At 74.3% G+C, this 24,986-nt stretch carries 21 protein-coding genes; 12 read left to right on the top strand and 9 right to left on the bottom strand.

Annotation, left to right across the window (positions count from 1 at the left end; translation table 11 throughout):
• The first annotated feature begins 35 nt into the window (after positions 1–35).
• The 6 genes from cysC (at position 36) to F0L17_RS20930 (ending at position 5,933) form a co-directional block, all read left to right on the top strand.
• Entirely contained in the window at positions 36–623 is a 588-nt protein-coding gene (gene cysC, locus F0L17_RS20955) for an adenylyl-sulfate kinase (RefSeq protein WP_155072262.1), read from the top strand.
• A 40-nt stretch (positions 624–663) separates the two neighbouring features.
• Positions 664–1,632: a sulfate adenylyltransferase subunit CysD gene (gene cysD / locus F0L17_RS20950; protein WP_155072261.1), complete on the top strand. Its 969-nt coding sequence runs from the start codon at positions 664–666 to the stop codon at positions 1,630–1,632.
• Between the two features lie 2 nt (positions 1,633–1,634).
• A complete protein-coding gene (locus F0L17_RS20945) occupies positions 1,635–3,035 on the top strand; it encodes a sulfate adenylyltransferase subunit 1 (protein WP_155072260.1) in 1,401 nt (466 codons plus the stop codon).
• Between the two features lie 294 nt (positions 3,036–3,329).
• Positions 3,330–4,148 carry an ATP-binding cassette domain-containing protein gene (locus tag F0L17_RS20940; RefSeq protein ID WP_162466511.1) on the top strand — a complete coding sequence of 273 codons (819 nt, stop codon included), beginning with the start codon at positions 3,330–3,332 and terminating at the stop codon, positions 4,146–4,148.
• The gene (locus F0L17_RS20935; protein ID WP_155072259.1) at positions 4,135–5,070 is read left to right on the top strand and encodes an ABC transporter permease; all 936 of its coding nucleotides are present in this window, start codon (positions 4,135–4,137) and stop codon (positions 5,068–5,070) included. The genes F0L17_RS20940 and F0L17_RS20935 overlap by 14 nt, the downstream gene beginning before the upstream one ends.
• 110 nt (positions 5,071–5,180) lie before the next feature.
• Positions 5,181–5,933 carry a sirohydrochlorin chelatase gene (locus tag F0L17_RS20930; RefSeq protein ID WP_155073952.1) on the top strand — a complete coding sequence of 251 codons (753 nt, stop codon included), beginning with the start codon at positions 5,181–5,183 and terminating at the stop codon, positions 5,931–5,933.
• Positions 5,934–5,964: 31 nt separating this feature from the next.
• Here the strand turns inward: F0L17_RS20930 and F0L17_RS20925 are convergent, their stop codons facing one another.
• The 4 genes from F0L17_RS20925 to F0L17_RS20910 form a co-directional block, all read right to left on the bottom strand.
• On the bottom strand, positions 5,965–6,591 hold the full coding sequence (locus tag F0L17_RS20925; protein WP_155072258.1) for a GPR1/FUN34/YaaH family transporter: 627 nt from the start codon (positions 6,589–6,591) through the stop codon (positions 5,965–5,967).
• A 102-nt stretch (positions 6,592–6,693) separates the two neighbouring features.
• Positions 6,694–7,230 (bottom strand): DUF1697 domain-containing protein, encoded by a 537-nt coding sequence (locus F0L17_RS20920; RefSeq protein WP_155072257.1) that lies wholly within the window; start codon positions 7,228–7,230, stop codon positions 6,694–6,696.
• Between the two features lie 32 nt (positions 7,231–7,262).
• Entirely contained in the window at positions 7,263–8,504 is a 1,242-nt protein-coding gene (gene mgt, locus F0L17_RS20915; protein ID WP_155072256.1) for a macrolide-inactivating glycosyltransferase, read from the bottom strand.
• Positions 8,505–8,586: 82 nt separating this feature from the next.
• Positions 8,587–9,849, bottom strand: a complete 1,263-nt coding sequence (locus tag F0L17_RS20910; protein WP_162466510.1) for an SAV2148 family HEPN domain-containing protein — start codon at positions 9,847–9,849, stop codon at positions 8,587–8,589.
• Between the two features lie 220 nt (positions 9,850–10,069).
• Between F0L17_RS20910 and glgX the strand changes: the two genes are divergently transcribed.
• Positions 10,070–12,184: a glycogen debranching protein GlgX gene (gene glgX, locus F0L17_RS20905; RefSeq protein WP_155072254.1), complete on the top strand. Its 2,115-nt coding sequence runs from the start codon at positions 10,070–10,072 to the stop codon at positions 12,182–12,184.
• Between the two features lie 94 nt (positions 12,185–12,278).
• Positions 12,279–14,726, top strand: a complete 2,448-nt coding sequence (gene treY, locus F0L17_RS20900; protein WP_155072253.1) for a malto-oligosyltrehalose synthase — start codon at positions 12,279–12,281, stop codon at positions 14,724–14,726.
• A 276-nt stretch (positions 14,727–15,002) separates the two neighbouring features.
• Here the strand turns inward: treY and F0L17_RS20895 are convergent, their stop codons facing one another.
• Positions 15,003–15,545, bottom strand: coding sequence for a DUF1707 and FHA domain-containing protein (locus F0L17_RS20895; RefSeq protein WP_155072252.1), 543 nt, complete (start codon positions 15,543–15,545; stop codon positions 15,003–15,005).
• Positions 15,546–15,794: 249 nt separating this feature from the next.
• On the opposite strand from F0L17_RS20895, the gene F0L17_RS20890 reads away from it, so the two are divergent.
• Both F0L17_RS20890 and treZ read left to right on the top strand, forming a co-directional pair.
• Entirely contained in the window at positions 15,795–16,727 is a 933-nt protein-coding gene (locus F0L17_RS20890; protein ID WP_155072251.1) for a GNAT family N-acetyltransferase, read from the top strand.
• 58 nt (positions 16,728–16,785) lie between these two features.
• Positions 16,786–18,525 carry a malto-oligosyltrehalose trehalohydrolase gene (gene treZ, locus F0L17_RS20885; protein ID WP_162466509.1) on the top strand — a complete coding sequence of 580 codons (1,740 nt, stop codon included), beginning with the start codon at positions 16,786–16,788 and terminating at the stop codon, positions 18,523–18,525.
• A 101-nt stretch (positions 18,526–18,626) separates the two neighbouring features.
• Here treZ and msrB read toward each other — a convergent pair whose 3' ends face one another.
• From msrB to F0L17_RS20865, 4 genes are all read right to left on the bottom strand, one after another.
• On the bottom strand, positions 18,627–19,052 hold the full coding sequence (msrB, locus tag F0L17_RS20880) for a peptide-methionine (R)-S-oxide reductase MsrB (RefSeq protein WP_155072249.1): 426 nt from the start codon (positions 19,050–19,052) through the stop codon (positions 18,627–18,629).
• 13 nt (positions 19,053–19,065) lie between these two features.
• Entirely contained in the window at positions 19,066–20,487 is a 1,422-nt protein-coding gene (gene murC / locus F0L17_RS20875; RefSeq protein ID WP_155072248.1) for a UDP-N-acetylmuramate--L-alanine ligase, read from the bottom strand.
• A gap of 230 nt (positions 20,488–20,717) precedes the next feature.
• Positions 20,718–21,191 (bottom strand): indole-3-glycerol phosphate synthase, encoded by a 474-nt coding sequence (locus F0L17_RS20870; RefSeq protein WP_162466508.1) that lies wholly within the window; start codon positions 21,189–21,191, stop codon positions 20,718–20,720.
• 140 nt (positions 21,192–21,331) lie between these two features.
• The gene (locus F0L17_RS20865; protein WP_155072247.1) at positions 21,332–22,201 is read right to left on the bottom strand and encodes a pyrimidine reductase family protein; all 870 of its coding nucleotides are present in this window, start codon (positions 22,199–22,201) and stop codon (positions 21,332–21,334) included.
• 96 nt (positions 22,202–22,297) lie between these two features.
• Between F0L17_RS20865 and zapE the strand changes: the two genes are divergently transcribed.
• Positions 22,298–23,383 (top strand): cell division protein ZapE, encoded by a 1,086-nt coding sequence (gene zapE, locus F0L17_RS20860; RefSeq protein WP_155073950.1) that lies wholly within the window; start codon positions 22,298–22,300, stop codon positions 23,381–23,383.
• A 160-nt stretch (positions 23,384–23,543) separates the two neighbouring features.
• Entirely contained in the window at positions 23,544–24,962 is a 1,419-nt protein-coding gene (locus F0L17_RS20855; protein WP_155072246.1) for an alkaline phosphatase PhoX, read from the top strand.
• The last annotated feature ends 24 nt before the right edge of the window (positions 24,963–24,986 follow it).

Here is a 24,986-nt window from a genome sequence, read left to right as displayed (position 1 = left end):
CGACCGGACAGGTCCAGACAGTTGAGGAGCGGCAGATGAGCGGGGCCACCGCCTCCGGCGGCGACGGAACCGGCGCGACGCCCGGGACGGCCACGGGAGCCACGATCTGGCTCACCGGCCTGCCCAGCGCGGGCAAGACCACCATCGCCCGCGCGCTGGCCGAACGGCTGCGCGCCGAGGGGCACCGGACGGAGGTGCTGGACGGCGACGAGATCAGGGAGTTCCTCTCCGCCGGCCTGGGCTTCTCCCGCGAGGACCGCGACACCAACGTGCGGCGGATCGGCTTCGTCGCCGAACTGCTGGCCTCCAACGGCGTCAAGGTCCTGGTGCCGGTGATCGCCCCGTACGCCGACAGTCGGGAGGCGGTGCGCAAGCGCCATCAGACCGAGGGCACGGCGTACCTGGAGGTGCACGTGGCCACCCCGGTCGAGGTCTGCTCCGAGCGCGACGTCAAGGGGTTGTACGCCCGGCAGGCCCAGGGCAGGCTCTCCGGACTGACCGGGGTCGACGACCCGTACGAGGAGCCGGCCGATCCGGACCTGCGGATCGAGGCGCACACCGAGACGGTCGAGGACTCCGCCGCGAGGCTGTACGCGCTGCTGGGCGAGAGGGGTCTGGTGTGAACGTCACGATCCGCAGGCACGAGAGCGAAAGGGGCATGGCATGACGGCCGTCGCCGACGTCGCCGGAGGCACCGGCACCGACTCCACCTCCCCCTCCGCCGACCGAAGTCGCCCCCGCGCGCTGAGCCACCTGGACGCGCTGGAGTCGGAGGCGGTGCACATCTTCCGCGAGGTGGCCGGGGAGTTCGAGCGTCCGGTGATCCTGTTCTCCGGCGGCAAGGACTCCATCGTGATGCTGCACCTGGCGCTGAAGGCGTTCGCCCCGGCGCCGGTGCCCTTCGCCCTGCTGCACGTGGACACCGGACACAACTTCCCCGAGGTCATCGACTACCGGGACCGGGTGGTGGCCGAGCACCGGCTGCGCCTGCACGTGGCGTCGGTGCAGGAGTTCATCGACCGCGGCGAGCTGCGCGAGCGCCCCGACGGCACCCGCAACCCGCTGCAGACGGTGCCGCTGCTGCACGCCATCGAGACGAACCGGTTCGACGCGGTCTTCGGCGGCGGCCGGCGCGACGAGGAGAAGGCCCGCGCCAAGGAGCGGGTGTTCTCCCTGCGCGACGAGTTCGGCGGCTGGGACCCGCGCCGGCAGCGGCCGGAGCTGTGGCAGCTCTACAACGGTCGCCACGCGCCGGGCGAGCACGTGCGCGTGTTCCCGCTGTCGAACTGGACCGAGCTGGACGTGTGGCAGTACATCGCGCGGGAGAAGATCGAGCTGCCCGCCATCTACTACGCCCACACCCGTGAGGTCTTCCGCCGAGACGGCATGTGGCTGGCGCCGGGCGAGTGGGGCGGCCCGAAGGACGGCGAGGCGGTGGAGGTGCGCCAGGTGCGCTACCGCACCGTCGGCGACATGTCCTGCACCGGCGCGGTGGACTCCGACGCGGTCACCATCGAGCAGGTCATCGCGGAGATCGCGGCCTCCCGACTCACCGAGCGCGGTGCGACCAGGGCCGACGACAAGCTGTCGGAGGCCGCCATGGAGGACCGCAAGCGCGAAGGGTACTTCTGACGATGACCACCGGCACCACCCCCGCCACCACCGGCTCCGCCGACGTCGCGAGCGCCGTCGCCGAGACGCTCTCGGCGACCTCGGCGACCTCGCTGCTGCGCTTCGCCACCGCCGGAAGCGTGGACGACGGCAAGTCCACCCTGGTGGGAAGATTGCTGCACGACTCCAAGTCGGTGCTGGCCGACCAGTTGGAGGCCGTCGAGCACGCCTCCCGCAGCCGCGGCGCCGAGGGCCCGGACCTGGCGCTGCTGACCGACGGCCTGCGCGCCGAGCGGGAGCAGGGCATCACCATCGACGTGGCCTACCGTTACTTCGCCACGCCCCGCCGCCGGTTCATCCTGGCCGACACCCCCGGCCACGTGCAGTACACCCGCAACATGGTCACCGGCGCCTCCACCGCCGAACTGGCCGTCATCCTGGTGGACGCCCGCAACGGCGTGGTCGAGCAGACCCGCCGGCACGCCGCGGTCGCCGCCCTGCTGCGCGTGCCGCACGTGGTGCTGGCCGTCAACAAGATGGACCTGGTGGACTACGACGAGGCCGTCTTCTCGGCCATCGCCGCCGAGTTCACCTCCTACGCCGCCTCCCTGGGCGTCCCGGAGATCACCGCCATCCCCATCTCGGCGCTGCTGGGCGACAACGTGGTGACGCCCTCGGCCCACACGGACTGGTACAGCGGCCCGACCGTCCTGGAGCACCTGGAGACCGTCGAGGTCGCCCACGACCCCGAGCGGGACGTGGCCCGCTTCCCCGTCCAGTACGTCATCCGTCCGCAGACCGCCGAGCACCCCGACTACCGGGGCTACGCGGGCCAGATCGCCTCCGGCGTGCTGCGCGTCGGACAGCGGGTGACCGTCCTGCCCTCCGGCCGGACCTCCACCGTCACCGCCATCGACGCGCTCGGCCGGTCCGTGGCCGCCGCCTGGGCGCCGCAGTCGGTCACCGTCCACCTGGCCGACGACCTCGACGTCTCCCGCGGCGACCTGATCGCCCCGGCCGACGACGCCCCGGCCACCGGCCAGGACGTCACCGCCACCGTCTGCCACCTGCACGACACCCCGCTGCGGGTGGGACAGCGGGTGCTGCTCAAGCACGCCACCCGCACCGTCAAGGCGATCGTCAAGGAGATCCCCTCCCGACTGACCCTGGACGACCTCTCGCCCCACCCCGAGCCCGGCGAACTGGTGGCCAACGACATCGGCCGGGTGCGGCTCCGCACCGCCGAGCCGCTGCCGTTGGACCCCTACGCCGTCTCCCGCCGCACCGGATCGTTCCTGCTGATCGACCCGGCCGACGGCGCCACCCTCACCGCGGGCATGTCCGGCGACGCCTTCGCCGAGGCCGCGAAGGCAACCCGGGCCGCCGCGAAGGACGGCGCGGAGGACGACGGATGGGACTTCTGACCGCGCGGGACGCCGCGGCACCACCGTCGATGCCGGCGTCGCCTTCGACACCTTCGACGTCTTCGACGCCTTTTCGACGTTCGACCTCACGGGCGGCCGCATCGGCAGCGGCGCCCGGGGCAGCGGGCAGGGCGGACTGGCGGGTCGCCGCCGATGACTCCGAGAACCCCGCTGCCGCACACCGCCCGGTTCATTCGGTTCGCCCGGTACATCCCGCACGTCCCGGCCGCTCACGCCGGCTCGCCCCTGCCGTAGCCGCCCGCCCAGGGTGGCGGACCACGAGAGGACCCGACCGTGTCCACCGACCTCGCCACCCCCACCCCGGCACCGTCCGTCACCGATGCCGGGGCCGGGCAGCACCGCCCGTACGCGGTACGCCTCGACCACGTCTCGAAGTCCTTCGGCTCCTCCCCCCGCGCCCGCCAGCAGGTGCTGGACGACATCGGTCTGACGGTGGCGCCCGGGGAGTTCGTCTGTCTGCTGGGCGCCTCCGGGTGCGGCAAGTCCACGCTGCTCAACCTGGTCGCCGGTCTGGACCGACCCACCTCCGGCGAGGTGCGGGTGGCCCACGGCCGTCCGGCGCTGATGTTCCAGGACCACGCGCTCTTCCCCTGGCTGAGCGCGGGCCGCAACGTCGAACTGGCCCTGAAGCTGGCCGGGGTGCCCAGGGGCGAACGGCGCGAGCGCGCCGAGGAACTGCTGCGACTGGTGCGGCTGCCGGACGCCTACGGCAAACGGATCCACCAGCTCTCCGGTGGGATGCGGCAACGCGTGGCACTGGCGCGCTCCCTGGCGCAGGGCAGTCGGGTGCTGTTGATGGACGAGCCGTTCGCCGCGCTGGACGCCATCACCCGCGACCTGCTCCACGAGGAGCTGACCCGGGTGTGGCGCGAGCGGGAGCTGACCGTCCTGTTCGTCACGCACAACGTGCGCGAGGCGGTGCGGCTGGGCCGGCGGGTCGTGCTGCTCTCCTCCCGGCCGGGGCGCGTGGCCCGCGAGTGGGAGGTCGACCTCCCCTACCCCCGCCGCATCGAGGACTCCGGCGTCACCTCCCTCGCCCGGGAGATCACCGGCCACCTGCACGAGGAGATCGTCCGCCATGCCCGCCACTGACACCGAGGACTCCCGCCGGGACCCCCGACGGCCGACGGACGACGAACCCGGCGGCACCGACAGGACCGACGGGGCCGACGGCGCCGACGAGATGGCGTCCGGTCTGGACGCCCTGGAGTCGTCCCCGTCCGCGACGGCGGCCGGCTCGCGTCGGGTGCTGGCCAAGATCGCGCCGCCGCTGACGGCCGTCGCCCTGGTACTGGCGCTGTGGCAGTCGGTCCACGCGCTGGGCTGGTCGGCGACGCTGCCCGCCCCCGCCGCGGTGTGGGGAGAGCTGACCGGCGCCTGGTCGAACGGCACCCTGCTGCCCGCGCTCGGCCACAGCCTGCTGCGCTGTCTGCTCGGTTTCGCCGCCTCCGTGGCCATCGGCGTCCCGCTGGGACTGCTGTTGACGAGGACGGCGCCGCTGCGCACGGTGCTGGGCCCGATCCTGTCGGCCGTGCAGTCCCTGCCCGCCGCCGCGCTGGTGCCGGTGGCGGTGATCGCGCTGGGCAACTCCGAGGGCGCGGTGTACGCCGTGGTGCTGCTGGGCGCCGTGCCGTCCATCGCCGTCGGGGTGACGGCCGCCGTGGACCAGGTGCCGCCGCTGTTGCTGCGCGCGGGCCGGTCGATGGGTGCCACCGGGCTGCGCGGCGCCGTACACGTCCTGGTGCCCGCCGCCCTGCCCGGCTTCGTGGCGGCGCTGCGGCAGGGCTGGACGTTCGGCTGGCGGGCCCTGATGACGGCCGAGCTGATCACGGCGACCCCGCTGCCCGGCATCGGCCGGATGCTGGACACCGGCCGGCAGAGTGGCGAGATGGGCCTGGTCCTGGCCTCGGTGGTGCTGATCCTGGCCGTCGGCGTGGCCGTGGAGTCCGCCCTGTTCTCCCCGGTGGAGCGCCGGGTGCTGCACGACCGCGGGCTGGCCGCGGCCCGGAGGTGAGCGGAACCGTGGAAACCGTGAAAACCGCGCGAGCCCTCCGCCTCCCCTCCGCTTCCTCCCCGCCCTCGTCCTCGCCGGACGCGCCCGGCGTCCCCGGTGAGCGGCCGGCCCTGCTGGTCGTCGCCCACGGCAGCCGCGACCCCCGCCACGCGGCGACCGTGGCGAGGCTGTGCGCCCGGCTGCGGCGGCTCCGCCCCGAGCTGCGGGTCGCCGTCGGCCACCTGGACTTCAACGCGCCGTCGGTGTCGCAGGCGCTCGCCCGTCTCCACGAGGAGGGCGCGCGACGGGTGGTGGCTCTCCCCCTGCTGCTCAACCGCGCCTTCCACGCCAAGACGGACATCCCGGGGGTACTGGGCGAGGCGGCCGTCCGACTGCCGCGGCTGTCGGTGCGCCAGGCCGCGGTCCTGGGCCCGGACCCCCTGCTGACCGGCGCCCTGGAACGGCGGCTGCGCCGGGCCGGGCTACGGCCCGGCGACGAGGGCTCGACCGGGGTCGTCCTGGCCTCGGCGGGCTCCAGTGACCCGGAGGCGATCGCAGTGATCGCTGATATCGCGCGGGAGTGGCGGCACACCTCCGGTTGGTGCGCCGTGCGGCCTGCGTTCGCCTCCGCATCCCTTCCCCGCACCGCCGACGCGGTGCGGGAGCTGCGCGCGGCGGGCGTGCGGCGCGTGGCCGTCGCGCCGTACGTCATCGCGCCGGGTTTCCTGCCGGACCGCATCGCCGCCGGGGCCCGTGAGGCGGGCGCCGACCTGCTGGCACCGGTGCTGGGCGACGCGCCGGAGCTGGCGGAGCTGATGGGCCGGCGCTACGACGAGGCGGCGGAGCGCCGGCCGGCGTACGGGGACGTGCCCGTCAGCGCGTGAACCGGCGGCCGGGCCGCGCTCACAACCGCGCTCACAACCGCGGCCGCACCCCGGGCTCGTCCCCGACCGGCTCCTTCCGCAGCACCGGCAGCACGGTCCGTCCCCACGCGTTCTCCAGGAGGAAGCCGAGGGCGGCATAGCAGGCCAGGGCCGCCAGCACCAGGCCGACGACCCCGGCGGCCCGCTCCCAGCCGGACGAGGCGGTCAGTTCGGCGATCCCGGTGACGGCGAAGCGGACCGCCGCCAGTGCCACGACGGCAGCCGCCAGGAGTTTGCCGGTGTCCGCCGCGGCCGCCACCAGCAGGGCGACGGCGGAGGCGAGCAGCGCCAGTCCCAGCACGTCGCTGTGCGAGCCGGGAGGCGTCAGGGCCGTGCCGGCCGCGGCGACGGCCCAGGTGCCCGCCAGCACACCCATCCCCGTGCCCGTGCCGGGATCCCGGGTCAGGAAGCCGACCACGGACGTCATCAGCTGCAGCGGCACGGTCAGCACCAGCACGGCCACGGCCACCAGGCGTCCCTCGGACGGCTGGAGCCAGCCGAGCTGGAGCGCGGCGAAGAGGAAGGTGGCGAAGCCCAGGGCGAGGAAGCCCAGGGGCAGCGGGGTCGCGGTGGGACGCAGGACGATCCTGGTCCTTTCCTCCTGCGCTGCGCTCTCCACGGTCGTCCTCCCGGTCGGTCTGCTCCGTGCTGCTCCGTGCCCCGACACGGGTGCCCGGCGGCCGGGTGGGCACACCCGCCCGGCCGGGTGCCCGGTCGCCCGTCAGGAGACCCGGTCCAGCAACCGGGTGACCGTGCGCCAGTTGCGGCCGGTGACGGTGCGGCCTCGACAGGCCGCCTCCAGGGCGGCGGGCAGCCTGCTGCGGCCCATGCCGTCCGGGAACCGGCAGTACAGCTCGCGCTCCCCCACCCGGAACTCGTCGGGTGCGTACGCCGCCGCGTCCACCGCCGCGAGCCGGCCGGTGTCCGGGGCGCGGTCCAGGAAGAGGACCAGCAGCCCGGTCGGGTCGATGTCGGCGGTCGGGTACGGGCAGGCGCCGACCGCCGCGCGCAGCTCGCCGGCGGTGCGGACCAGGCAGGGGACGGGGAAGCCGAAGCGGTCGGCGATCGCCGCCTCCAGCTCGGCCGCCAACTCGGCGGTGCCCCGCTCGCCGGCGGCGAAGACGGCGTTCCCGCTGTTGAGGTAGGTCCGCGCGTCCTCCCAGCCGAGCCCCGCCATCACCTCGCGCAGCTCGGCCATGGGCACCTTCCTGTTCCCGCCGACGTTGACCCCGCGCAGCAGCGCCGCGTACCGTTCCATGCCCCCAGTCTGGCGGCGGGGTGTGACAACGGTCACCGTGCCGGCCGCCGGCCGGCTCGGGACAGCTCCGCCTCGATCAGGTCGGCCGCCCGCCGGGTGCCGCCCTCGGCCGCCATCTCCGCCCGGATCGCGCGCAGCCGCTCGGCGACGGCGGGATCGTCGACCAGCTCCGTCACGGCGGCGCGGAGCGCGGCGGCGGTGGCCTCCTCCTTGGGCAGGTGCCGGGCCACGCCCAGGCTCTGGAGGATCTCGGCGTTGCCGAACTGGTCCACCGCCTGCGGTACGGCCACCATGGGCACCCCGCAGGCCAGGCCCTCCTGGCTGCCGCCGGCGCCCGCGTGGGTGACGAACGCGTCGGCCTGCTTGAGGATCGCCAACTGCGGCACCCAGGAGTGCACCTCGACGCCGTCCGGCAGGCCACGGCCGTCGGGGTCGAGTTCGGACGGGTCGACGTGCTTGCCGATCTGGAGGACGACGTGCCAGCCGGGCAGGTCGCCGAAGGCGGCGACGCACTCGCGGTAGAAGGCGGGCTCCTTGGTGAAGGCGGAGCCGAGGGAGACCAGCAGCACCTTCTCGGCCCCGGCCGGGCGCTTCCACTCCCCCTCGTCGGCGCGGTCGCCCTGGCAGGCGCCGACGAAGGTGTACACGTCCTCGTTCACCCGGTCGGCGTTGGGCTGGAGTACCCGGGGAATCAGCACCAGACAGCGGTCGGGACGGCCCACGAAGCGGTCCGGGTCCGCCCGGACGCCGTTCTCGGCCAGCCAGCGCTCGAAGCGCTCGTGGTAGGCGATGCCGCGCGGGTCGCGCTTGAGCTCGGCGTACATCGGCTCGGCCACCTCCTCCTCGTAGCCCTCCCAGGCGACGAGGTTCGGCGAGAGCTGGACGTGGGGCACGCCCCAGCGGTGGGCGAGGACGCGGGCGGGGTAGGAGGTGATGTCGGCCAGGACGAGGTCGGGCTCGTCGCCCTCGTACGCCTTCGCGAGCTGCGGCAGCGCCTGGATGGCGTCGTCCAGGAAGGGCTCGACGTTGTCGATGAGCTCCGTGCCCCAGGCGTCGGGGTCGTCGTCGGTCGGCAGGGTGGAGGTGTAGGTCTTCGGCTCGGCGCCGGTGGTCGCGATCTTCTCCGCGTAGGAGGGCGGGATGGCGTAGGTGACCCGGTGTCCCCGCCGAACGAGTTCCCGAATCACTTCCAGGGACGGGTTCACGTGACCCGCCGCGGCGATGCTGAACATGGCGATGTGGGCCGGGGCTCCGGCCGTGCGGGGGGCGGTCATGGGACGAACCTAGGGCGGGCCGCACGGCCGGCGCACCCGTTTTTCGCCCCGCCGTCCGACGGGCCCGGCAGCCCCGGGCCCGTCAGGAGACCGGGCGCGAGTCCGTCCAGGCCGACTCGAACTCCTCCCGGTACAGGTGGAACAACCCGTGCTCGCCGCCCTCCCCCGCCGGGCCCCCCGGGCCGCCGTGGACCAGGTCCCGTCCGCCGCCGCGCAGCACGAACACCGGGGCCTCCATGCCCCGGGTGCGGCGCAGGTACGACTGGACCACCGCGACGCCGTCCGGTCCGTCGCCGTCGACGAGGTAGGCGGTGAAGCGGGGGGTCTCGTCGAAGACGTGGATCTGGAAGGCGTCGGTGTCGCGCAGCCGGGCGCGGACCCGGCGCACGTGGAGGATGTTCGTCTCCACCGAACGGCTCAGCTCGCCCTTCTTCAGGCCCAGCTCCCGCTCCCGGCGCCGCATCGTGCTGCTGGCCGGGTTGAGGAAGAGCAGTCGCACCCGGCAGCCCGCCTCGGCCAGCCGCACCAGTCGCCGCCCGGAGTAGTTCTGGACGAGCAGGTTGAGACCTATGCCGATGGCGTCCAGCCGGCGCGCCCCGCCGAACAGGTCCTCGGCCGGAAGCTGCCGCTGGAGGCGCACCCGGTCCGGGTGGACGCCGACGACGTCGGCGAAGCGGTCCCCGACCAGCTCCTCCACCGCGTCCACCGGCAGTCGGTGGGCGGAGGGGACGTCCCGGCCGGCGCCCAACAGGTCCAGCAGCCGGGCGGAGATCCGCTCGGCCTGGGCGAGGACGGCCGGGGTCAGCGCGCGGTTGCGCGCCACGGCGCTGCGGGCCACCTCCAGCTCGTCCAGCGCCAGCTCCAGTTCGCGCCGCCCCTCGAAGTACGGCTCGAAGCAGGGCCAGTGCTGCACCACCAGCTCGCGCAGCTGCGGAAGCGTCAGGAAGGACAGCAGCGTGTCGTCGGCCGGGTCCAGCAGGTAGCCCTTGCGGCGGCTGACCTCCCGCACGGCCACGGCCCGCTGGACCCACTCCTGACCGGCCGGTCCGGCCGCCGCCACAACCCACTCCTCACCGTGCACCGGCTCGTAGATCGGTCGCAGCACCGCCGCGACGACCGCCCGCAACCGCTGCTCGACGAGGTTGAGCCAGATGTACGCCCGCCCCGCCCGCTGGGCGCGCTGCCGCACCTCGGCCCAGTCGCCGGCGTCCCACGCCAGGTCCGCCCCGATCTCCATGGGACGGGTCAGGGACACCGTGCCGGGCGGCGTTCCGGGCGGGCCGGCGGCACCGCTCTCGCCCCCGCCGCTCTCACCTGGGGGGAGCTCAAGCCCTCCCGAGCTCACCTGTGCACCGCCTTCCGGACCCGCTGATTCGATCAAGGAGCCTACTGCCCCCTCCGGCGGGACCGCAGCAGTATGCCCCGACCAAGTTCCTTTGCCCGTACGCTCATCCGGGGGAAGATGGATGGTGTGTTCGTCCCCGGCGCCCTTCCTGCGCAAGGATCCAGGCAAGGATTCAGCGAAAACGGGTAACGGTTGGAAGACCGCAACAGGAAGAGTCGACATGCAGGTCTGGCCGGGACGGGCCTATCCCCTCGGTGCCACCTACGACGGGGCGGGCACGAACTTCGCCGTGTTCTCGGAGGCGGCGGAACGCATCGAGTTGTGTCTGCTGCACGACGACGGATCGGAGACGGCCGTCGAGCTGCGCGAGTCCGACGCGTTCGTGCGGCACGCCTATCTGCCGGGCGTGATGCCCGGCCAGCGGTACGGCTTCCGCGTGCACGGGCCGTACGAGCCGGAGAAGGGCAAGCGGTGCAACAGCGCCAAGCTGCTGCTCGACCCCTACGCCCGGGCGATGAGCAGGGCGATCGACTGGGACGAGGCGGTCTACGGCTACCACTTCGACGACCCCGAACGGCGCAACGACCTGGACTCGGCGCCGCACACCATGGCGTCGGTGGTGGTCAACCCCTACTTCGACTGGGGGGACGACCGTCCGCCGCGCACGGACTACCACCAGACGGTCATCTACGAGGCCCACGTCAAGGGTCTGACCATGCTCCATCCGGAGCTGCCGGAGGACCTGCGCGGCACCTACGCGGCACTCGGCCACCCGGCGGTGATCGAGCACCTGACGAAGCTGGGCGTCACCGCGCTGGAGCTGATGCCGGTGCACCAGTTCGTCACCGACCACCGGCTGGCCGACGCCGGGCTGACGAACTACTGGGGCTACAACACCATCGGCTTCTTCGCCCCGCACAACGCCTACGCCTCCTGGGGCGACCGGGGCCAGCAGGTGCTGGAGTTCAAGCAGGCGGTCAAGGCGCTCCACCAGGCCGGCATCGAGGTGATCCTCGACGTGGTCTACAACCACACCGCCGAGGGCAACCACCTGGGGCCCACCCTCTCCTTCCGGGGGCTGGACAACGTCTCGTACTACCGGCTGACGGACGATCCCCGGTACTACATGGACACCACCGGCACCGGCAACTCGCTGCTGATGCGCTCCCCGCACGTCCTCCAGTTGATCATGGACTCGCTGCGCTACTGGGTCACCGAGATGCATGTGGACGGCTTCCGCTTCGACCTGGCGGCCACCCTGGCGCGCCAGTTCCACGAGGTGGACCGGCTGTCGTCGTTCTTCGACCTGGTGCAGCAGGATCCGGTGGTCAGTCAGGTGAAGCTGATCGCCGAACCGTGGGACGTGGGCGAGGGCGGCTACCAGGTGGGGAACTTCCCACCGCTGTGGACGGAGTGGAACGGCCGCTACCGGGACACCGTGCGGGACCTGTGGCGGGGCGAACCGCGCACCCTGGCGGAGTTCGCCTCCCGGCTGACCGGCTCCTCCGACCTGTACCAGGACGACGGGCGGCGCCCGCTGGCCTCGATCAACTTCGTCACCTGCCACGACGGCTTCACCCTCCACGACCTGGTGTCGTACAACGAGAAGCACAACGAGGACAACGGCGAGGACAACCGGGACGGCGAGAGCCACAACCGCTCGTGGAACTGCGGGGTCGAGGGCGACACCGACGACGAGGACGTGCTCGCCCTGCGCGGCCGGCAGATGCGCAACTTCATCGCCACCCTGCTGCTCTCCCAGGGCGTGCCGATGCTCAGCCACGGTGACGAGTTCGCCCGCACCCAGAGGGGCAACAACAACGCCTACTGTCAGGACGGCGAGCTGTCGTGGGTGCACTGGCCCGAGCCGGGCGAGAAGCATCCGCTGTGCGAGTTCGTGCAGGCCATGGTCGGGATGCGCCGCGACCACCCGGCCTTCAGGCGGCGGCGCTTCTTCCACGGGCGGCCGGTGGAGGGCACCCACGACGAGCTGTCCGACATCGCCTGGTTCACCCCCGAGGGCGAGGAGATGACGCAGCGGGACTGGCAGGAGGCGCAGGCCAGGGCGCTGACGGTGTTCCTCAACGGCAACGCGATCTCCGAGCCGGGCGAGCGCGGCGAGCGGATCACCGACGACTCGTTCCTGCTGATGTTCAACGCCCAACCGACGCCGCGCGAGTTCACCGTGCCCGTCGGCCACGGCAAGGAGTGGCAGGTGGTGGTGGACACCGCGCGGGAGGACGGCGTGCCGCCCGGCACCGGCCCCATGGTGGCGGCCGGGGCCCGGGTCACCCTGGTGGACCGCAGTCTGACGGTGCTCCAGCGGCCCGCCTGACCACCCGTTCGGCGCGGCCGGCGGCTTTCGGGGCCGGTCGCGTCCCCCGACAGGCGGCGGGTTCGGTGTCCCCGCGCCGGGAACATGCTGCTGTATGACCTCCCCGCCGCCCGCCGTGCCGACCGCCACCTACCGGCTCCAGCTCCAGCCGGGGTTCCCGTTCGCCGCCGCCGAGCGGGTGGTGCCCCACCTCGCCGCGCTCGGCGTCTCCCATCTGCACCTGTCGCCGGTGCTGGAGGCCCCGCCCGGCTCCTCGCACGGCTACGACGTGACCGGGCACGCCCGGGTCCGCGAGGAACTGGGCGGCGAGGAGGGCCTGCGGTCGCTGGCGCGCACCGCCCGGGAGCACGGGATGGGCCTCGTCCTCGACATCGTCCCCAACCACATGGGCGTGCCCGTCCCCGAGGACCTGAACAGGGCCCTGTGGGAGGTGCTGCGCGAGGGCCGCTCCTGTCGGTACGCCCGCTGGTTCGACATCGACTGGGAGGCGGGCGGCGGCCGCGTGCTGCTGCCGGTGCTCGGCGGGCGGCTGGGCGACGAGATCGGGTCGATGTCGGTGCGGGGCGGCACCCTGGTCTACCACGACCACCGCTTTCCGCTGCGCGAGGGCACCGAGCACCTGCCGCTGCCCGAGCTGCTGGACGCCCAGCACTACCGGCTGGCCTGGTGGCGCCTGGCCCGCACCGAGCTGAACTACCGGCGGTTCTTCACCATCTCCGACCTGATCGGTGTCCGCGTGGAGGATCCGGAGGTCTTCGCCGCCACCCACGCGTGCGTCCTGCGGTTGGTGCGGGAAGGCGTCGTCGGTGGCCTGCGGATCGACCACCCGGACGGACTGGCCGATCCGGGTGCGTACCTGCTGCGGCTGGAGGGGGAGACCGGCGGCGTCTGGACGGTGGTGGAGAAGATCCTGGGCGCCGGTGAGCGGCTTCCGGTCTCCTGGCCGGTCGCCGGAACCACCGGCTACGACGCGCTCCGCCACATCGACGGGCTGTTCGTGGATCCGGCGGGCCTGGCGGAGCTGACCGAGGTGTACCGCCGCTTCACCGGTGTCGCCCCCGACGCCGGCGGCGGGTGGGAGCCGACGGTGCGGCGGGCCGCGCGGGAGGTCGTCACCCGCGACCTGGCCGCCGAGGTCGAACGGCTCACCCGTGCGGCCGTCGCGGTGTGCGAGGCCGCCCCCGGCGCGGCGCTGCGCGACCACGCCCCCTGGGCGCTGCGCACCGCGATCCGGGAGGTGCTCGTCCGGCTGCCGGTGTACCGGCCGTACGTCACCGTGGGCGGCCCGGTGAGCGCGGAGGACCGGGCGATGCTGGAGGAGGCGGCGGAGGGCGCGCGGGAGGCGTTCGCCGTGCCGGAGGAGGCGGCCTCGGTGGACGTGGTGCGGGACCTGGCGTTGGGCCGGCTGGGCGACGGGGAGGCGCAGCGCGACTTCTGCGCGCGGTTCGCCCAGGTCGGTGCGGCGCTGCGGGCGAAGTCGGAGGAGGACACCGCCTTCTACCGCTACGCGCCGCTGCTGTCGGCGACCGAGGTCGGCGGGGACCCGGGGCGCCCGCAGGTGACGCCGGAGGAGTTCCACGCCTACTGCGCCCGTCTCCAGCGCGACTGGCCGACCACGGGCACGGTGCTGTCCACGCACGACACCAAGCGGAGCGCGGACGTGCGGGCGGCGATCGCGGTGCTGAGCGAGTGCCCCGGCCGGTGGGCGGAGCTGTTGGAGCGGGTGACGGAGGAGACCTCGCGCACCGCGGGAGTGGAGGCGCCCGACCGCCACCTGGCGTGGGTGGCCTGGCAGACGGCGTACGGGATGGGCTTCCCGTACCAGGAGCGGTTGGTGCCCGCGCTGCTGAAGGCCGTGCGGGAGACGGGGCTGCGCACCACCTGGACGGAGCCGGACGTGGCGTACGAGGAGGCCGTCGAGCGGTTCGCGGCGGCCGGTCCGAGCGGGCCGCCGCTGTACACGGTCGCGGAGTTCGCGCGGGAGGTGGCGGAGGCGGTGCGGGCCAACGTGCTCGGCGCGGCGCTGCTGCACCTGGCGATGCCGGGCGTGCCGGACGTCTATCTGGGCAGCGAACGGCTCCACGTCGCGCTGGTGGACCCCGACAACCGGCGGCTGCCGCAGTACCCGCCCTTCCGGCCGGGCGCGCCGGAGAGCGCGGAGGGGCGCGAGGAGGCGCCCGACGGGTTGTCCGAGCGTCTGTCGGAGGAGAAGCTGCGGCTGACCGGGGCGGTGCTGCGGTTGCGGCGGGAGCACCCGGAGTGGTTCGGCGCGCGGGCGTCGTACGAGCCGCTGCGGGCCGAGGGGCCGGCGGCCGGGCACTGCGTGGCGTTCGTGCGCTCCGGGGCGGTCGTCGCGGTGGCCACCCGGCTGTCGCTGCGGCTGGCTGAGTCGGGCGGCTGGCGGGACACGGTGCTGGAGCTGCCGCCGGGGCGGTGGCGGGAGGCCTGGGACGGTCGGAAGGTCGAGGGGCGCACCGCCGTGGCGGAGTTGTTGGAGGAGCGGCCCGTCGCCCTGTTGGCGCGGGACCCGCTGCCCCTCTGACACGTCGAAGGGGAGAAACGTTCCGGCCCCGCCGGGCACCTGCGCCGCCGTCGTCCGCAAGGTCGACGACCGGGGCAGCGGCTGCCAGGGCGAGGTGACCGTCACCGACAACGGCGACACCACCCTCCACCGCCGGACCGTTCGCTTCGGCCCGGCCCCGCCAGCCGGCGGGTGGACAGCCCGTGGAACGCCTCGCCCGCCCACGGCGGCACCGACGCCCGCGTCCGGAGCCGGCCGGGCGGCGGCGCGACGGACGCGCGGGGAGGTGAGGGCGGGTCAGCGACCGCTCAGGCGGAAACCGGCCCGCCCGAACCGCACGTGGTCCCCCGGACGCACGCTCACCGACCCGGTCACCCGGCGCCCGTTGACCCACGTGCCGTTGGACGAGCCGAGGTCGCGCAGCACCCAGCCCCGCGCCGAGGCGTGGAGCTGCGCGTGGGTCCGGGAGACCGTCTCGTCGTTGAGCCGGAGCATCGAGCCGGGGGCCCGACCGATGCTCATCGGGTACGGTCCGGGCGGCGGCAGGAGCAGTTCCGGCAGCCGTGCCGTCCGCCAGGCCCGCCGCAGCCGCCCCGGCAGCGCGGAGACCGCGCCGACGGCCCGCAGGACCGCGGGCTCGGACGGGCCGGGACGCAGGTCGTGCAGCGCGGCCTCGATCTCGGCGGAGCTGCGGGCGGTGAGGACGATCTCCATCCGGCTCTCGAACGTGTGCTGCGAGACCCGGCCCTCGACCGCGCCGTCGCGCAGCACCTCCATGGCACGCTCCCGTTCCTCGTCCGACGGGCGCGGTGGTACCGCCCGGAACTCCAGAGACGCCATGACCGGTCATTCTCCGGTCCCGGGGCGGGGCTGTCCAGCTCGCGCCCCACCGGCGCGGGGGCGCGGAAAAGGAGTGGACACCCGCCGTCCGGTCCGGTTGGGTTGTCGCCACGCCCCGGGACCGGAAGAGGGAGGTGACAGCCGTGTACGTCGTCCACACATCTGCCGTCGCGCGCTCCCGCCCTGTCCGCCGGGCGTCCTTTCCCTGACGGGAGCGCGGTGACGTCCGCGTCCTCCGAAGGATCCTCCATGACGTCTCCGACCTCACCGGTCGTCCGCGCGCTCGCCCCGGGCGAGGCGCGCGAGCTGTTCGCCTCCCTGTCCGACCCCACCGCCGAACTGGTCGGCCGGTCCGTGCTGGGGCGGCCGTACGCCACCGTCGCCGAGGGCGGCGAGTACCGGCCCGAGTGGACCTGGGTGGCCCTGCGCGACGGCGAGGTCGTCGCGCGCGCCGCCTTCTGGGGCGGGCCCGACGACACCGAGCCGATCGCGCTCGACCGGTTCGACTTCACCGACCGCGACGCCGCGGTCGAACTGCTGCGGCGCGTCCCGCTGCGCGCCGAGTACGAGCTGATGCTGCCTCCGAACTGGCGCGAGCGGGACGAGGTGCGCGCCGCCGCCGAGGCCCGGATCGCGGCGGCGGAGGCAGCCGGGTACACCTTCCTGGTGGAACGTCACCGCTATCTGTGGACCCCGGAGTGCGGGCTGCCCGAACGGCCCGGCCGGCTGGAGTTCCGTCCGGTGCCCGACGGCGCGGAGGGCGACGAGGCGGTCCTGGACGCGCTGCGCCGCATCCACTCCGTCACCCTGGACGCGCACGCCCGCCGGGCGATCGCCGAGGGCGGCGTCGAACGGGCGGCGCGGCAGGAAATGGACTTCTTCCGCTGGTGTCCGTCGCCGCGCGCCTGGTGGCGGCTGGCGTACGCGCCGGACGGCGCTCTGGTCGGCCTCCAGGTCCCGGCGCGCAACCCGTCCGGTCCGTGCGTCGGTTTCGTCGGCGTGGTGCCGGAGCGGCGCGGCCACGGCTACGCGTACGACCTGCTGGTGGAGTGCACCCACCAACTCGTCGCCGAGGGCGCAAAGAGCATCGCGGCGGCCACCGACGTGACCAACACCCCGATGGCCGCGCACTTCGCCCGGGCCGGGTATCCGGTGACACAGCACCGCGTCTGCATGGGGTGAACGGCCCCGCACCCGGCATGCTGGTCCTCTGACGCGCCGTCGGCCGAAGGAGACGCCAGTGCTGTTCGAGGTGTGGGCACCCACCGCGCGACGGGTCGCGCTGCACGTGGAGGGCGAGGACCTTCCCATGGAGCGCGACCCGGAGCGCGGGGGGTGGTGGCGGGCCGAGGCGTCCGCCGGGCACGGGACCCGCTACGGCTTCTCGCTCGACGGCGGGCCCGTGCGGCCCGACCCCCGCGCGCGGCGGCTGCCGGACGGCCCCGGCGGGCTCGGCGCGGTGGTGGACCCCGACGCGTACGTCTGGCGCCACGCGTGGGCCGGACGGGAGTTCGAGGGCGCGGTGCTCTACGAGCTGCACGTGGGCACCTTCACCCGCGAGGGCACCTTCGACGCGGCGGCCGGGCGGCTGGACCGGCTGGCCGACCTGGGCGTCACCCACGTGGAGCTGATGCCGGTCTGTCCGTTCCCGGGCACCCACGGCTGGGGCTACGACGGGGTGGCGCCCTGGGCGGTGCACGAGCCGTACGGCGGCCCCGACGGCCTGCGGCGCTTCGTGGACGCCGCGCACGGCCACGGGCTGGGCGTGGTCCTGGACGTGGTGCACAACCACCTGGGGCCGTCCGGCAACCACCTCCCGGAGTTCGGCCCGTACTTCACCGACCGGCACCACACCCCGTGGGGCGCGGCCGTCAACCTCGACGCACCCGGTTCGGACGAGGTGCGGGCGTACTTCGTCGGCAGCGCGCTGGCCTTCCTGCGCGACCACCGGCTGGACGGGCTGCGCCTGGACGCGGTGCACGCGCTGGTGGACGAGCGGGCCGAGCACTTCCTGGCGGAGCTGTCGGCGGCCGTGGACGCGTTGGCGGAGGAGCTGGGACGCCCGCTGTTCCTGATCGCCGAGTCCGACCGCAACGACCCGCGCACCACCGCCCCGCGCGGGGCGAACGGGCTGGGGGTCCACGCCCAGTGGAACGACGACGTCCACCACGCCCTGCACACCGCCCTGACCGGCGAGGCACAGGGCTACTACGCCGACTTCGCCCGCGCCCCGCTGGCGGCCCTGGCCAAGACCCTGACCGACGTCTTCTTCCACGACGGCACCCCCTCCTCCTTCCGCGGGCGCCGCCACGGGCGTCCGGTGGACCGCGCCGCCGTCGAGTCGCATCGCTTCGTCGCCTACGCGCAGACCCACGACCAGATCGGCAACCGGGCGCGAGGGGACCGGCTGGCCTCCCACCTCTCCCCCGGGCTCGCGGCGTGCGCGGCGGCCCTGGTGCTGTGCGGGCCGTACACGCCGATGCTGTTCATGGGCGAGGAGTGGGGGGCCCGCACCCCCTGGCAGTACTTCACCGACCATCCCGACCCCGAGCTGGCGGAGGCCGTGCGGCAGGGGCGGCGGCGGGAGTTCGCCGAGCACGGCTGGGCCGCCGAGGACGTCCCCGACCCCCAGGACCCGGCCACCCGGCTGCGCTCCTGCCTGGACTGGGACGAACCGCGCCGCGAGCCGCACGCCGCCCTGCTCGCCTGGCACCGGGCGCTGATCGCGCTGCGCCGCGCCCACGTCTCGCCCCGTACGCGACCGGCGGACGTGCACGTGGACTTCGACGAGGGGCGGCGTTGGCTGTACCTGCGCCACGGCGGGCTGCACGTCGCGGTGAACCTGGCCGGGGAGGGCGCGGCGGAGATCCCGCTGACGGTGCACACGGCCACCGAGCTGGCCTCCTGGGGCGAGTGCCGGGTGCCGGAGGGCGACGGGCTGCTGCGGCTGGGGCCGCACTCGGCGGCGGTGTTGCGGTAGGGGCGGAAGGACGGAGGGCCGGGACCCGTGCGGATCCCGGCCCTCCGTCCTCCCGCCCCGGTCCGTACCTCGGTGTCCGAGGTGTCCTCGGCGGTTCCGTCTCAGCCCCGACTCTCGCCCGCGTCCTCCTCGGGGACGAGCCGCAGCGAAATGGAGTTGATGCAGTAGCGCTCGTCCGTCGGCGTCGGGTAGCCCTCGCCGCGGAAGACGTGGCCCAGGTGGGAGCCGCAGCGCGCGCAGCGGACCTCGGTGCGGACCATGCCGTGGGAGCGGTCCTCCAGCAGCTCGACGGCCGAGGAGTCGGCCGGGTCGAAGAAGCTGGGCCAGCCGCAGTGGGACTCGAACTTCGTGTCGGAGCGGAACAGCTCGGCCCCGCAGGCGCGGCACTCGTAGACGCCGGTGGCCTTGGTGTGGGTGTACTCGCCGGTGAAGGCGGGCTCGGTGCCCGCCTCGCGCAGCACGTGGTACTCGGCGGGGCTGAGCTCCTGCCGCCACTGCTCCTCGGTCTTGTCGATCTCGTACCCCATGGGTGGTGCCTCCTCAGTTCGCCGGACGGTCCGCCAGGCGGTCCAGGACGACCGCGCCGAGCTCGGTGACGTCGCCCGCCCCCATCGTCAGAACGAAGTCACCGGGCTCGGCCATTCCCGCCAGCAGCGCGGCGGCCGTCGGCTTGTCGGACTCGTGCCGCACGTCCGCGCCCGCGGCACGGGCGGCGTCGGTGACGACGGCGCTGGTCACGCCGGGGATCGGGTCCTCACGGGCCGGGTAGACGTCCAGGACGACCGAGGCGTCGGCCAGGGCCAGGGCCCGCCCCATCTCGGCGCCCAGCTCCCGGGTGCGGCTGAACAGGTGGGGCTGGAAGAGGACCAGCACCCGACCGTCGCCGGCGGCGCCCCGGATGGCCTCCAGATCGGCGGTCATCTCGGTGGGGTGGTGGGCGTAGGAGTCGACGACCCGCACGCCGCGCGCCTCGCCCTTGGGCTGGAGGCGGCGGTTGACGCCGGTGTAGGAGGCGAGCGCGGCGGCCAGGTCCGCGGCCGGTACGCCGAGCGCCGCGCCGGCGACGAGCGCGGCGACGGCGTTGTGGGCGTAGTGGCGGCCGGGGACGGAGACGGTGAAGGCGATCTCCCCGTCGTCCATCGAGACGGTGACCTCGCTGGTCAGCCCCTGCGGGAGGACCTTCCGAACGCGCACGTCGGCGTCGTCCGCCTCGCCGTAGGTGACGACCCGCAGGTCGCGGCCCTCCTCGGCGGCGCGGGCGCGGACGCGGGCGGTCAGTTCGCGGGCGCCCTCCTGGTCGGCGGCGACGACCAGGGTGCCGCCGGGGCGGACGCGGCCCACGAACGTCTCGAACGACTCGTGGATCTCCTCCATCGAGGCGTAGTTGGCGTGGTGGTCCAGCTCCACGTTGAGGACGATCGCGACCTCGGGGGCGTACTTGTGGAAGCTGCGGTCGCTCTCGTCGGCCTCGGCGACGAAGATCTCGCCGCCGCCGTGGCGGGCATTGGTGCCGGGGCCGTCGAGGTCGCCGCCGATCGCGTACGAGGGGTCCAGGCCCATCGTGTCCAGGGCGACGGCGAGCATGGAGGTGGTGGTGGTCTTGCCGTGGGTGCCGGCGACGGCGATCGGCCGCAGCCCGTCCATGAGGGCGGCCAGCGCGTCGGAGCGGTGCACGACGGGCACGCCGCGCTCTCGTGCGGCCGCCAGTTCGGGGTTGTCGTCGCGGATGGCGCTGGAGACCACGACGGCGCTGGCGTCGGCCGCGAGGTGGGCGGCGTCGTGGCCGACGTGGACGGTCGCCCCGAGGGCGCGCAGCGCCTCGGCGGTGGCGGAGTCCCTGGCGTCGCTGCCCGCGACCTCGGCGCCGCGCTGGGCGAGGATCTTCGCGATACCGGACATGCCGGCGCCGCCGATGCCGATGAAGTGGGGCCGTTCCATCGCGGGCGGCAGGCCGGGCGCCATGCGGTTTCCTTTCGGACGTGCCCTCGGGCCCTGGGGCCCGGGGGCTTCGTGCGTGTCGGTGTGCTGGTCCTTCGGGGCGCGTGCCCGCGGCGGACGGCCGGGCCGTCCCCGTCCGCCGCGGCACGGGGTGCGGGGGCGGTGCGGGGCCCGTCGGGCGCGCGGCCCCAGCCTATGCGAGCGGGCCGGGTGGCCGCGGCAGGCGTCCGCACCGCCGCTCGCTCACCGCTCGCTCACTCCCCGTGCGCGAAGAGCTTGAGGACCGGGACGCCGACCTTGTGGCGGGCCCGGGAGGCCCAGTCGCGGTGGAAGAACTCCTCGACCAGGTGGGGCGCCGTCAGCACGATCACCTCGTCGGCGTCGGTCTCCCGGACGACGGAGGTGAGCAGGTCGAGCGGATGGTCCTGGACGATCTGGCCGACGGCCTCCGCCCCCGCCGCGCGCAGCGCCACCAGCGAGTGTTCCAGGGCGCGTTCGGCCGGGGAGACCGGGCCGTCGTCGTCCTCCCCCTCTCCGGCGGCCTCGCGCACCGCGTCGTCGAGTTCGCCGAGGGCCACGTCGTCCAGGGCGCGCAGCAACCGGTCCTGGTCGCCCCGGGGCTGCATCAGCACCACGAACGAGACGGGTTCCTCTCCGTGGAGGGTGGTGACGAGCTCCACGTCGGTGGGCACCAGCGGCTTCTCGATCATCAATACGGACGTGAACACGACAGGTGCCCTTCCTCCCGGCGGGTCCGCTGACCCATGTGGAAAACCATCCCGCCCCGCACGCGCGGGGCTGCACATTTCACTCTGCGTATCTCATTCTGTGCACGTCACACCTTCTTGGCGCGGGCAAACGGTTTCGGTCACCCCGGTGGCACCGCGCCGGCGCGTCGGTAGCGCGTGAAGAGGAAGCCGTCCTCCTCGACCAACGACACCAGCGCGTACTCCGCGGGCGCCGCCAGGCCGGGGCCGTCGGTGATCCGTGACGCGTTTCCGACGGTGATCCGGGGGGAGAGCGTCAGGCACAGTTCGTCCAGCACGCCCGCCGCCGCGAACTGGCCCAGCAGCCTGGGCCCGCCCTCGGTGAGCAGTCGGGTGTGACCGTGCTCGGCCAGCAGTCCCGGCACCCGGGCCGGGTCCACTCCCGTGCCCTCGCCCGCGTGCACCACCACCGCGCCCGCCGCGCGCGCCGCCGCCTGGCGGTCGGCCGGGGCCGCGGCGCCGGTGAGGACCAGGGTGGGCACCAACGGTTCGGTGAACAGCGGCAGGGAGAAGTCCAGGTCCAGCCCGGCGCTGACGACCGCGATGGCCGGTGCCGGGCCCTGTCCGGCGGCTCGGCGCCGGGCGGCGAACGCCGCCCGGGCGCGGGCGGGCCGGTAACCCTCCTGACGTACCGTTTCGGCACCGACGACCACGGCGTCCGCCAAGGCCCGCAGCACCCCGAAGACCCGCATGTCGGCGTCCGAGGAGAGCGGCTGGGAACGACCCCCGTGGTGGGCGGCGCCGTCGAGCGAGGAGACCATGTTGCCGCGCAGCCAGGGCGTCGGCCCGCCGGGCGCGTCCGGGGCCGCGCTCGCGGGGTAGGCGTAGGCGTCGGCGAGTTCCTCCAGCGGCCACGGGGGGCCGGACGGTCCGGGGCGGACGCTCGGCGCGGCTCCCTCCCCCGGCCCGGCCGGGGAGACGGAGGGGGCGGCGACTTCGGGGGGTGTCGGCTGGGGGAACAGACGTCGCATACGGCGCAGTGTGGCACGGCCCACCGGCGCGTTTTTCACCCCGCCACGCCCCGTAGAGTGAGAAGGGTGTCCTCCTCCACCTCCGCGAAACGCCCGATGACCGACGGGAGCCGGCCGCTGTCGCTGTGCGCCCGCGAGCCGCACGTCCCCGCCGACCGGCTGGTGGCCGAGATGGTGCCGCCGCCCCGTTTCGACTCGGTCCGCTTCGACAACTACATCCCCGACCCGGACCGGCCCAGCCAGGCCGAGGCGGTGAGGGTGCTGGAGGAGTTCGCGGCCGGACTCGGCGGCGGGCCGACGAACGGCGCCGGCGCCGGCGGCATCCGACGCTGGTTCCGCCGCGGTGGCCGGAGCGCCGACGGGCCGGCGGCCTCCGCAGGCCCGCGCGGGGTGTACCTCGACGGCGGTTACGGCGTCGGCAAGACCCACCTGCTCGCCTCCCTGTGGCACGCCACCGAGGCGCCGCCCGAGCGCAAGGCGTTCGGCACCTTCGTGGAGCTGACCAACCTGGTGGGCGCCCTCGGCTTCCAGCAGACGGTGGCCACGCTCAGCGGGCACCGGCTGCTGTGCATCGACGAGTTCGAGCTGGACGACCCGGGCGACACCGTGCTGGTCTCCACCCTGTTGGGCCGGTTGGTGGAGGAGGGCGTGGCGCTGGCGGCCACCTCCAACACCCTGCCCGGCAAGCTCGGCGAAGGCCGTTTCGCCGCCGCCGACTTCCTGCGCGAGATCCAGGGCCTGGCGGCGCACTTCCGCGCGCTGCGCATCGACGGTGAGGACTACCGCCACCGCGGTCTCCCCGACGCGCCGCCGCCCAGCGACGCCGAGACCGTCACGCGCTTCGCGCACACCACCCCCGGGGCGTCCCTCGACCACTTCCCCTCCCTCCTGGACCACCTCTCCCGTGTCCACCCCAGCCGCTACGGTGCGCTGTGCGACGGTGTGGAGGCGGTCTGCCTCACGGATGTCCAGCCGGTGCCGGATCAATCCACCGCGCTGCGCCTGGTGGTCCTCGCCGACCGGCTCTACGACCGCGAGGTGCCGGTGCTCGCCTCCGGGGTGCCGTTCGACGCCCTCTTCGGCGAGGACATGCTCAAGGGCGGCTACCGCAAGAAGTACTTCCGGGCGATATCCCGGCTCACCGCGCTCGCGCGCGACGCCCGGCGGTCCGTGGACACCTGACGGCCGGCCGGCGACACCGCCTCCGCCGCCGGGCGCCGCCCCGTCCGTACGCCGGGCGGGTTGCGCGGGCCGGTGTGCCGGGCCGCGTCCGGTTCCCGCGCGGCGGACGCCGTGGTACACCATCCGGGACATCGTCCCGTCCGCCGGCAGGGAGTCGCTCATGTCCGCAACGCGACGCCAGGTCCTGGGAAGCGCCGGTGCCGTGGGAGTGGGCATCGTCTTCGCGGGAGCCGTCTCCGAACTGTTCGCCGGCACCGGTCCCGCCCACGCCGCCGGTCGGGGCGGCTACGGCCCCCTCGTCCCCGACCCGGACGGTCTCCTCGACCTGCCGAAAGGTTTCCGCTACCGGGTGCTGTCGCGCGAGGGCGATCCGATGCGCTCCGGCGAGGGCCCGGTGCCCAGCAACCACGACGGCATGGTCGCCCTGGCCGGCCCGGGCGCCGGACCCGTGCGGCTGGTCCGCAACCACGAGAACAGACCGGACGGCGGCACGTACCGCGTCCCGGCCGTCGAGGGCCTGACGTACGACCCGGAGGGGCGGGGCGGCTGCACCGTGCTGACGCTCGACCGGGACGGCGAGGTGGTGGACGAGCGGGTCGGCATCGCGGGCACCGCCGTGAACTGCGCCGGCGGCCCCACCCCCTGGGGGACCTGGCTGACCTGCGAGGAGACCGAGGACAAGGCCGGCACGGCCGGCTACACCAGGGACCACGGCTTCGTCTTCGAGGTCGACGTCCGCCCCGGCCGGCGCACCGTCCCCGAGCCGCTCACCGCGCTGGGCCGCTTCCAGCACGAGGCCGTCGCCGTCGATCCGCGCACCGGGATCGTCTACGAGACCGAGGACGCCTTCGACCACCCCTTCGGCCTCTTCTACCGCTTCCTGCCCGACCGGCCCCGCGGCGGCTTCGGCTCCCTGCGCGCGGGCGGCCGGTTGGAGGCCCTGCGGGTGCCGGACGTCCCGGACCTGTCGGCCGTCCGGGAGCCCGGCACCCGCTTCGACCGCGTCGAGTGGGTGCCGGTGCCCGACCCGTCGGCACGGGAGACGCCCGTCCGCCTCCAGGACTTCGGTCGGCGCGGCGTCACGCACGCGCAGAAGCTGGAGGGCTGCTACTGGGGCGGCCACCGGGGGGAGGGGGCGGTGTACTTCGTCTCCAGCTACGCCCGCGGCTCCGAGGGCTCGGCGGCCGACCACTTCGGTCAGGTGTGGCGGTACGAGCCGCGCCGCCGCAGGCTGACCCTGGTGGTGATCTTCGGCCCGGACACCGGCGTGGAGATGCCGGGCGAGTCGCCGGACAACATCTGTCCGGCCCCCGGCGGCGGCCTGATGGTCTGTGAGGACGGCGGCGGCGCCCAGCACGTGTACGGGGTGGACCGGGACGGCGGGGTCCACCCCGTGGCGCGCAACGCCCGCAACATCGGCACCGTCGAGGAGCCGGAGTACGGCGAGTTCGCGGGCGTCACCTTCGCACCCGACGGCCGCACCCTGTACGTCAACTGCTACACCCCGGGGACCACGTTCGCCGTCACCGGACCGTGGCGGCACCGATCGGCCGTCACTCCGACCGGGGACGGCCGATAGTCCGACAAGAGCAGCACGCCGAGC

This window comes from Streptomyces taklimakanensis, from assembly GCF_009709575.1.
Lineage (GTDB): Bacteria > Actinomycetota > Actinomycetes > Streptomycetales > Streptomycetaceae > Streptomyces > Streptomyces taklimakanensis.
The sequence above is the reverse complement of the archived record's forward strand: the minus strand, read 5'-3'. Positions and strand labels throughout refer to the sequence as shown.

Excerpts from the sequence above, each read along its gene's own strand:
- cysC (WP_155072262.1), top strand. The coding sequence starts at position 36 with ATGAGCGGGGCCACCGCCTCCGGCGGCGACGGAACCGGCGCGACGCCC.
- cysD (WP_155072261.1), top strand. The coding sequence starts at position 664 with ATGACGGCCGTCGCCGACGTCGCCGGAGGCACCGGCACCGACTCCACC.
- F0L17_RS20945 (WP_155072260.1), top strand. The coding sequence starts at position 1,635 with ATGACCACCGGCACCACCCCCGCCACCACCGGCTCCGCCGACGTCGCG.
- F0L17_RS20935 (WP_155072259.1), top strand. The coding sequence starts at position 4,135 with ATGCCCGCCACTGACACCGAGGACTCCCGCCGGGACCCCCGACGGCCG.
- F0L17_RS20920 (WP_155072257.1), bottom strand. The coding sequence starts at position 7,230 with ATGGAACGGTACGCGGCGCTGCTGCGCGGGGTCAACGTCGGCGGGAAC.
- mgt (WP_155072256.1), bottom strand. The coding sequence starts at position 8,504 with ATGACCGCCCCCCGCACGGCCGGAGCCCCGGCCCACATCGCCATGTTC.
- glgX (WP_155072254.1), top strand. The coding sequence starts at position 10,070 with ATGCAGGTCTGGCCGGGACGGGCCTATCCCCTCGGTGCCACCTACGAC.
- treY (WP_155072253.1), top strand. The coding sequence starts at position 12,279 with ATGACCTCCCCGCCGCCCGCCGTGCCGACCGCCACCTACCGGCTCCAG.
- F0L17_RS20895 (WP_155072252.1), bottom strand. The coding sequence starts at position 15,545 with ATGGCGTCTCTGGAGTTCCGGGCGGTACCACCGCGCCCGTCGGACGAG.
- F0L17_RS20890 (WP_155072251.1), top strand. The coding sequence starts at position 15,795 with ATGACGTCTCCGACCTCACCGGTCGTCCGCGCGCTCGCCCCGGGCGAG.
- msrB (WP_155072249.1), bottom strand. The coding sequence starts at position 19,052 with ATGGGGTACGAGATCGACAAGACCGAGGAGCAGTGGCGGCAGGAGCTC.
- murC (WP_155072248.1), bottom strand. The coding sequence starts at position 20,487 with ATGGCGCCCGGCCTGCCGCCCGCGATGGAACGGCCCCACTTCATCGGC.
- F0L17_RS20865 (WP_155072247.1), bottom strand. The coding sequence starts at position 22,201 with ATGCGACGTCTGTTCCCCCAGCCGACACCCCCCGAAGTCGCCGCCCCC.
- zapE (WP_155073950.1), top strand. The coding sequence starts at position 22,298 with ATGACCGACGGGAGCCGGCCGCTGTCGCTGTGCGCCCGCGAGCCGCAC.
- F0L17_RS20855 (WP_155072246.1), top strand. The coding sequence starts at position 23,544 with ATGTCCGCAACGCGACGCCAGGTCCTGGGAAGCGCCGGTGCCGTGGGA.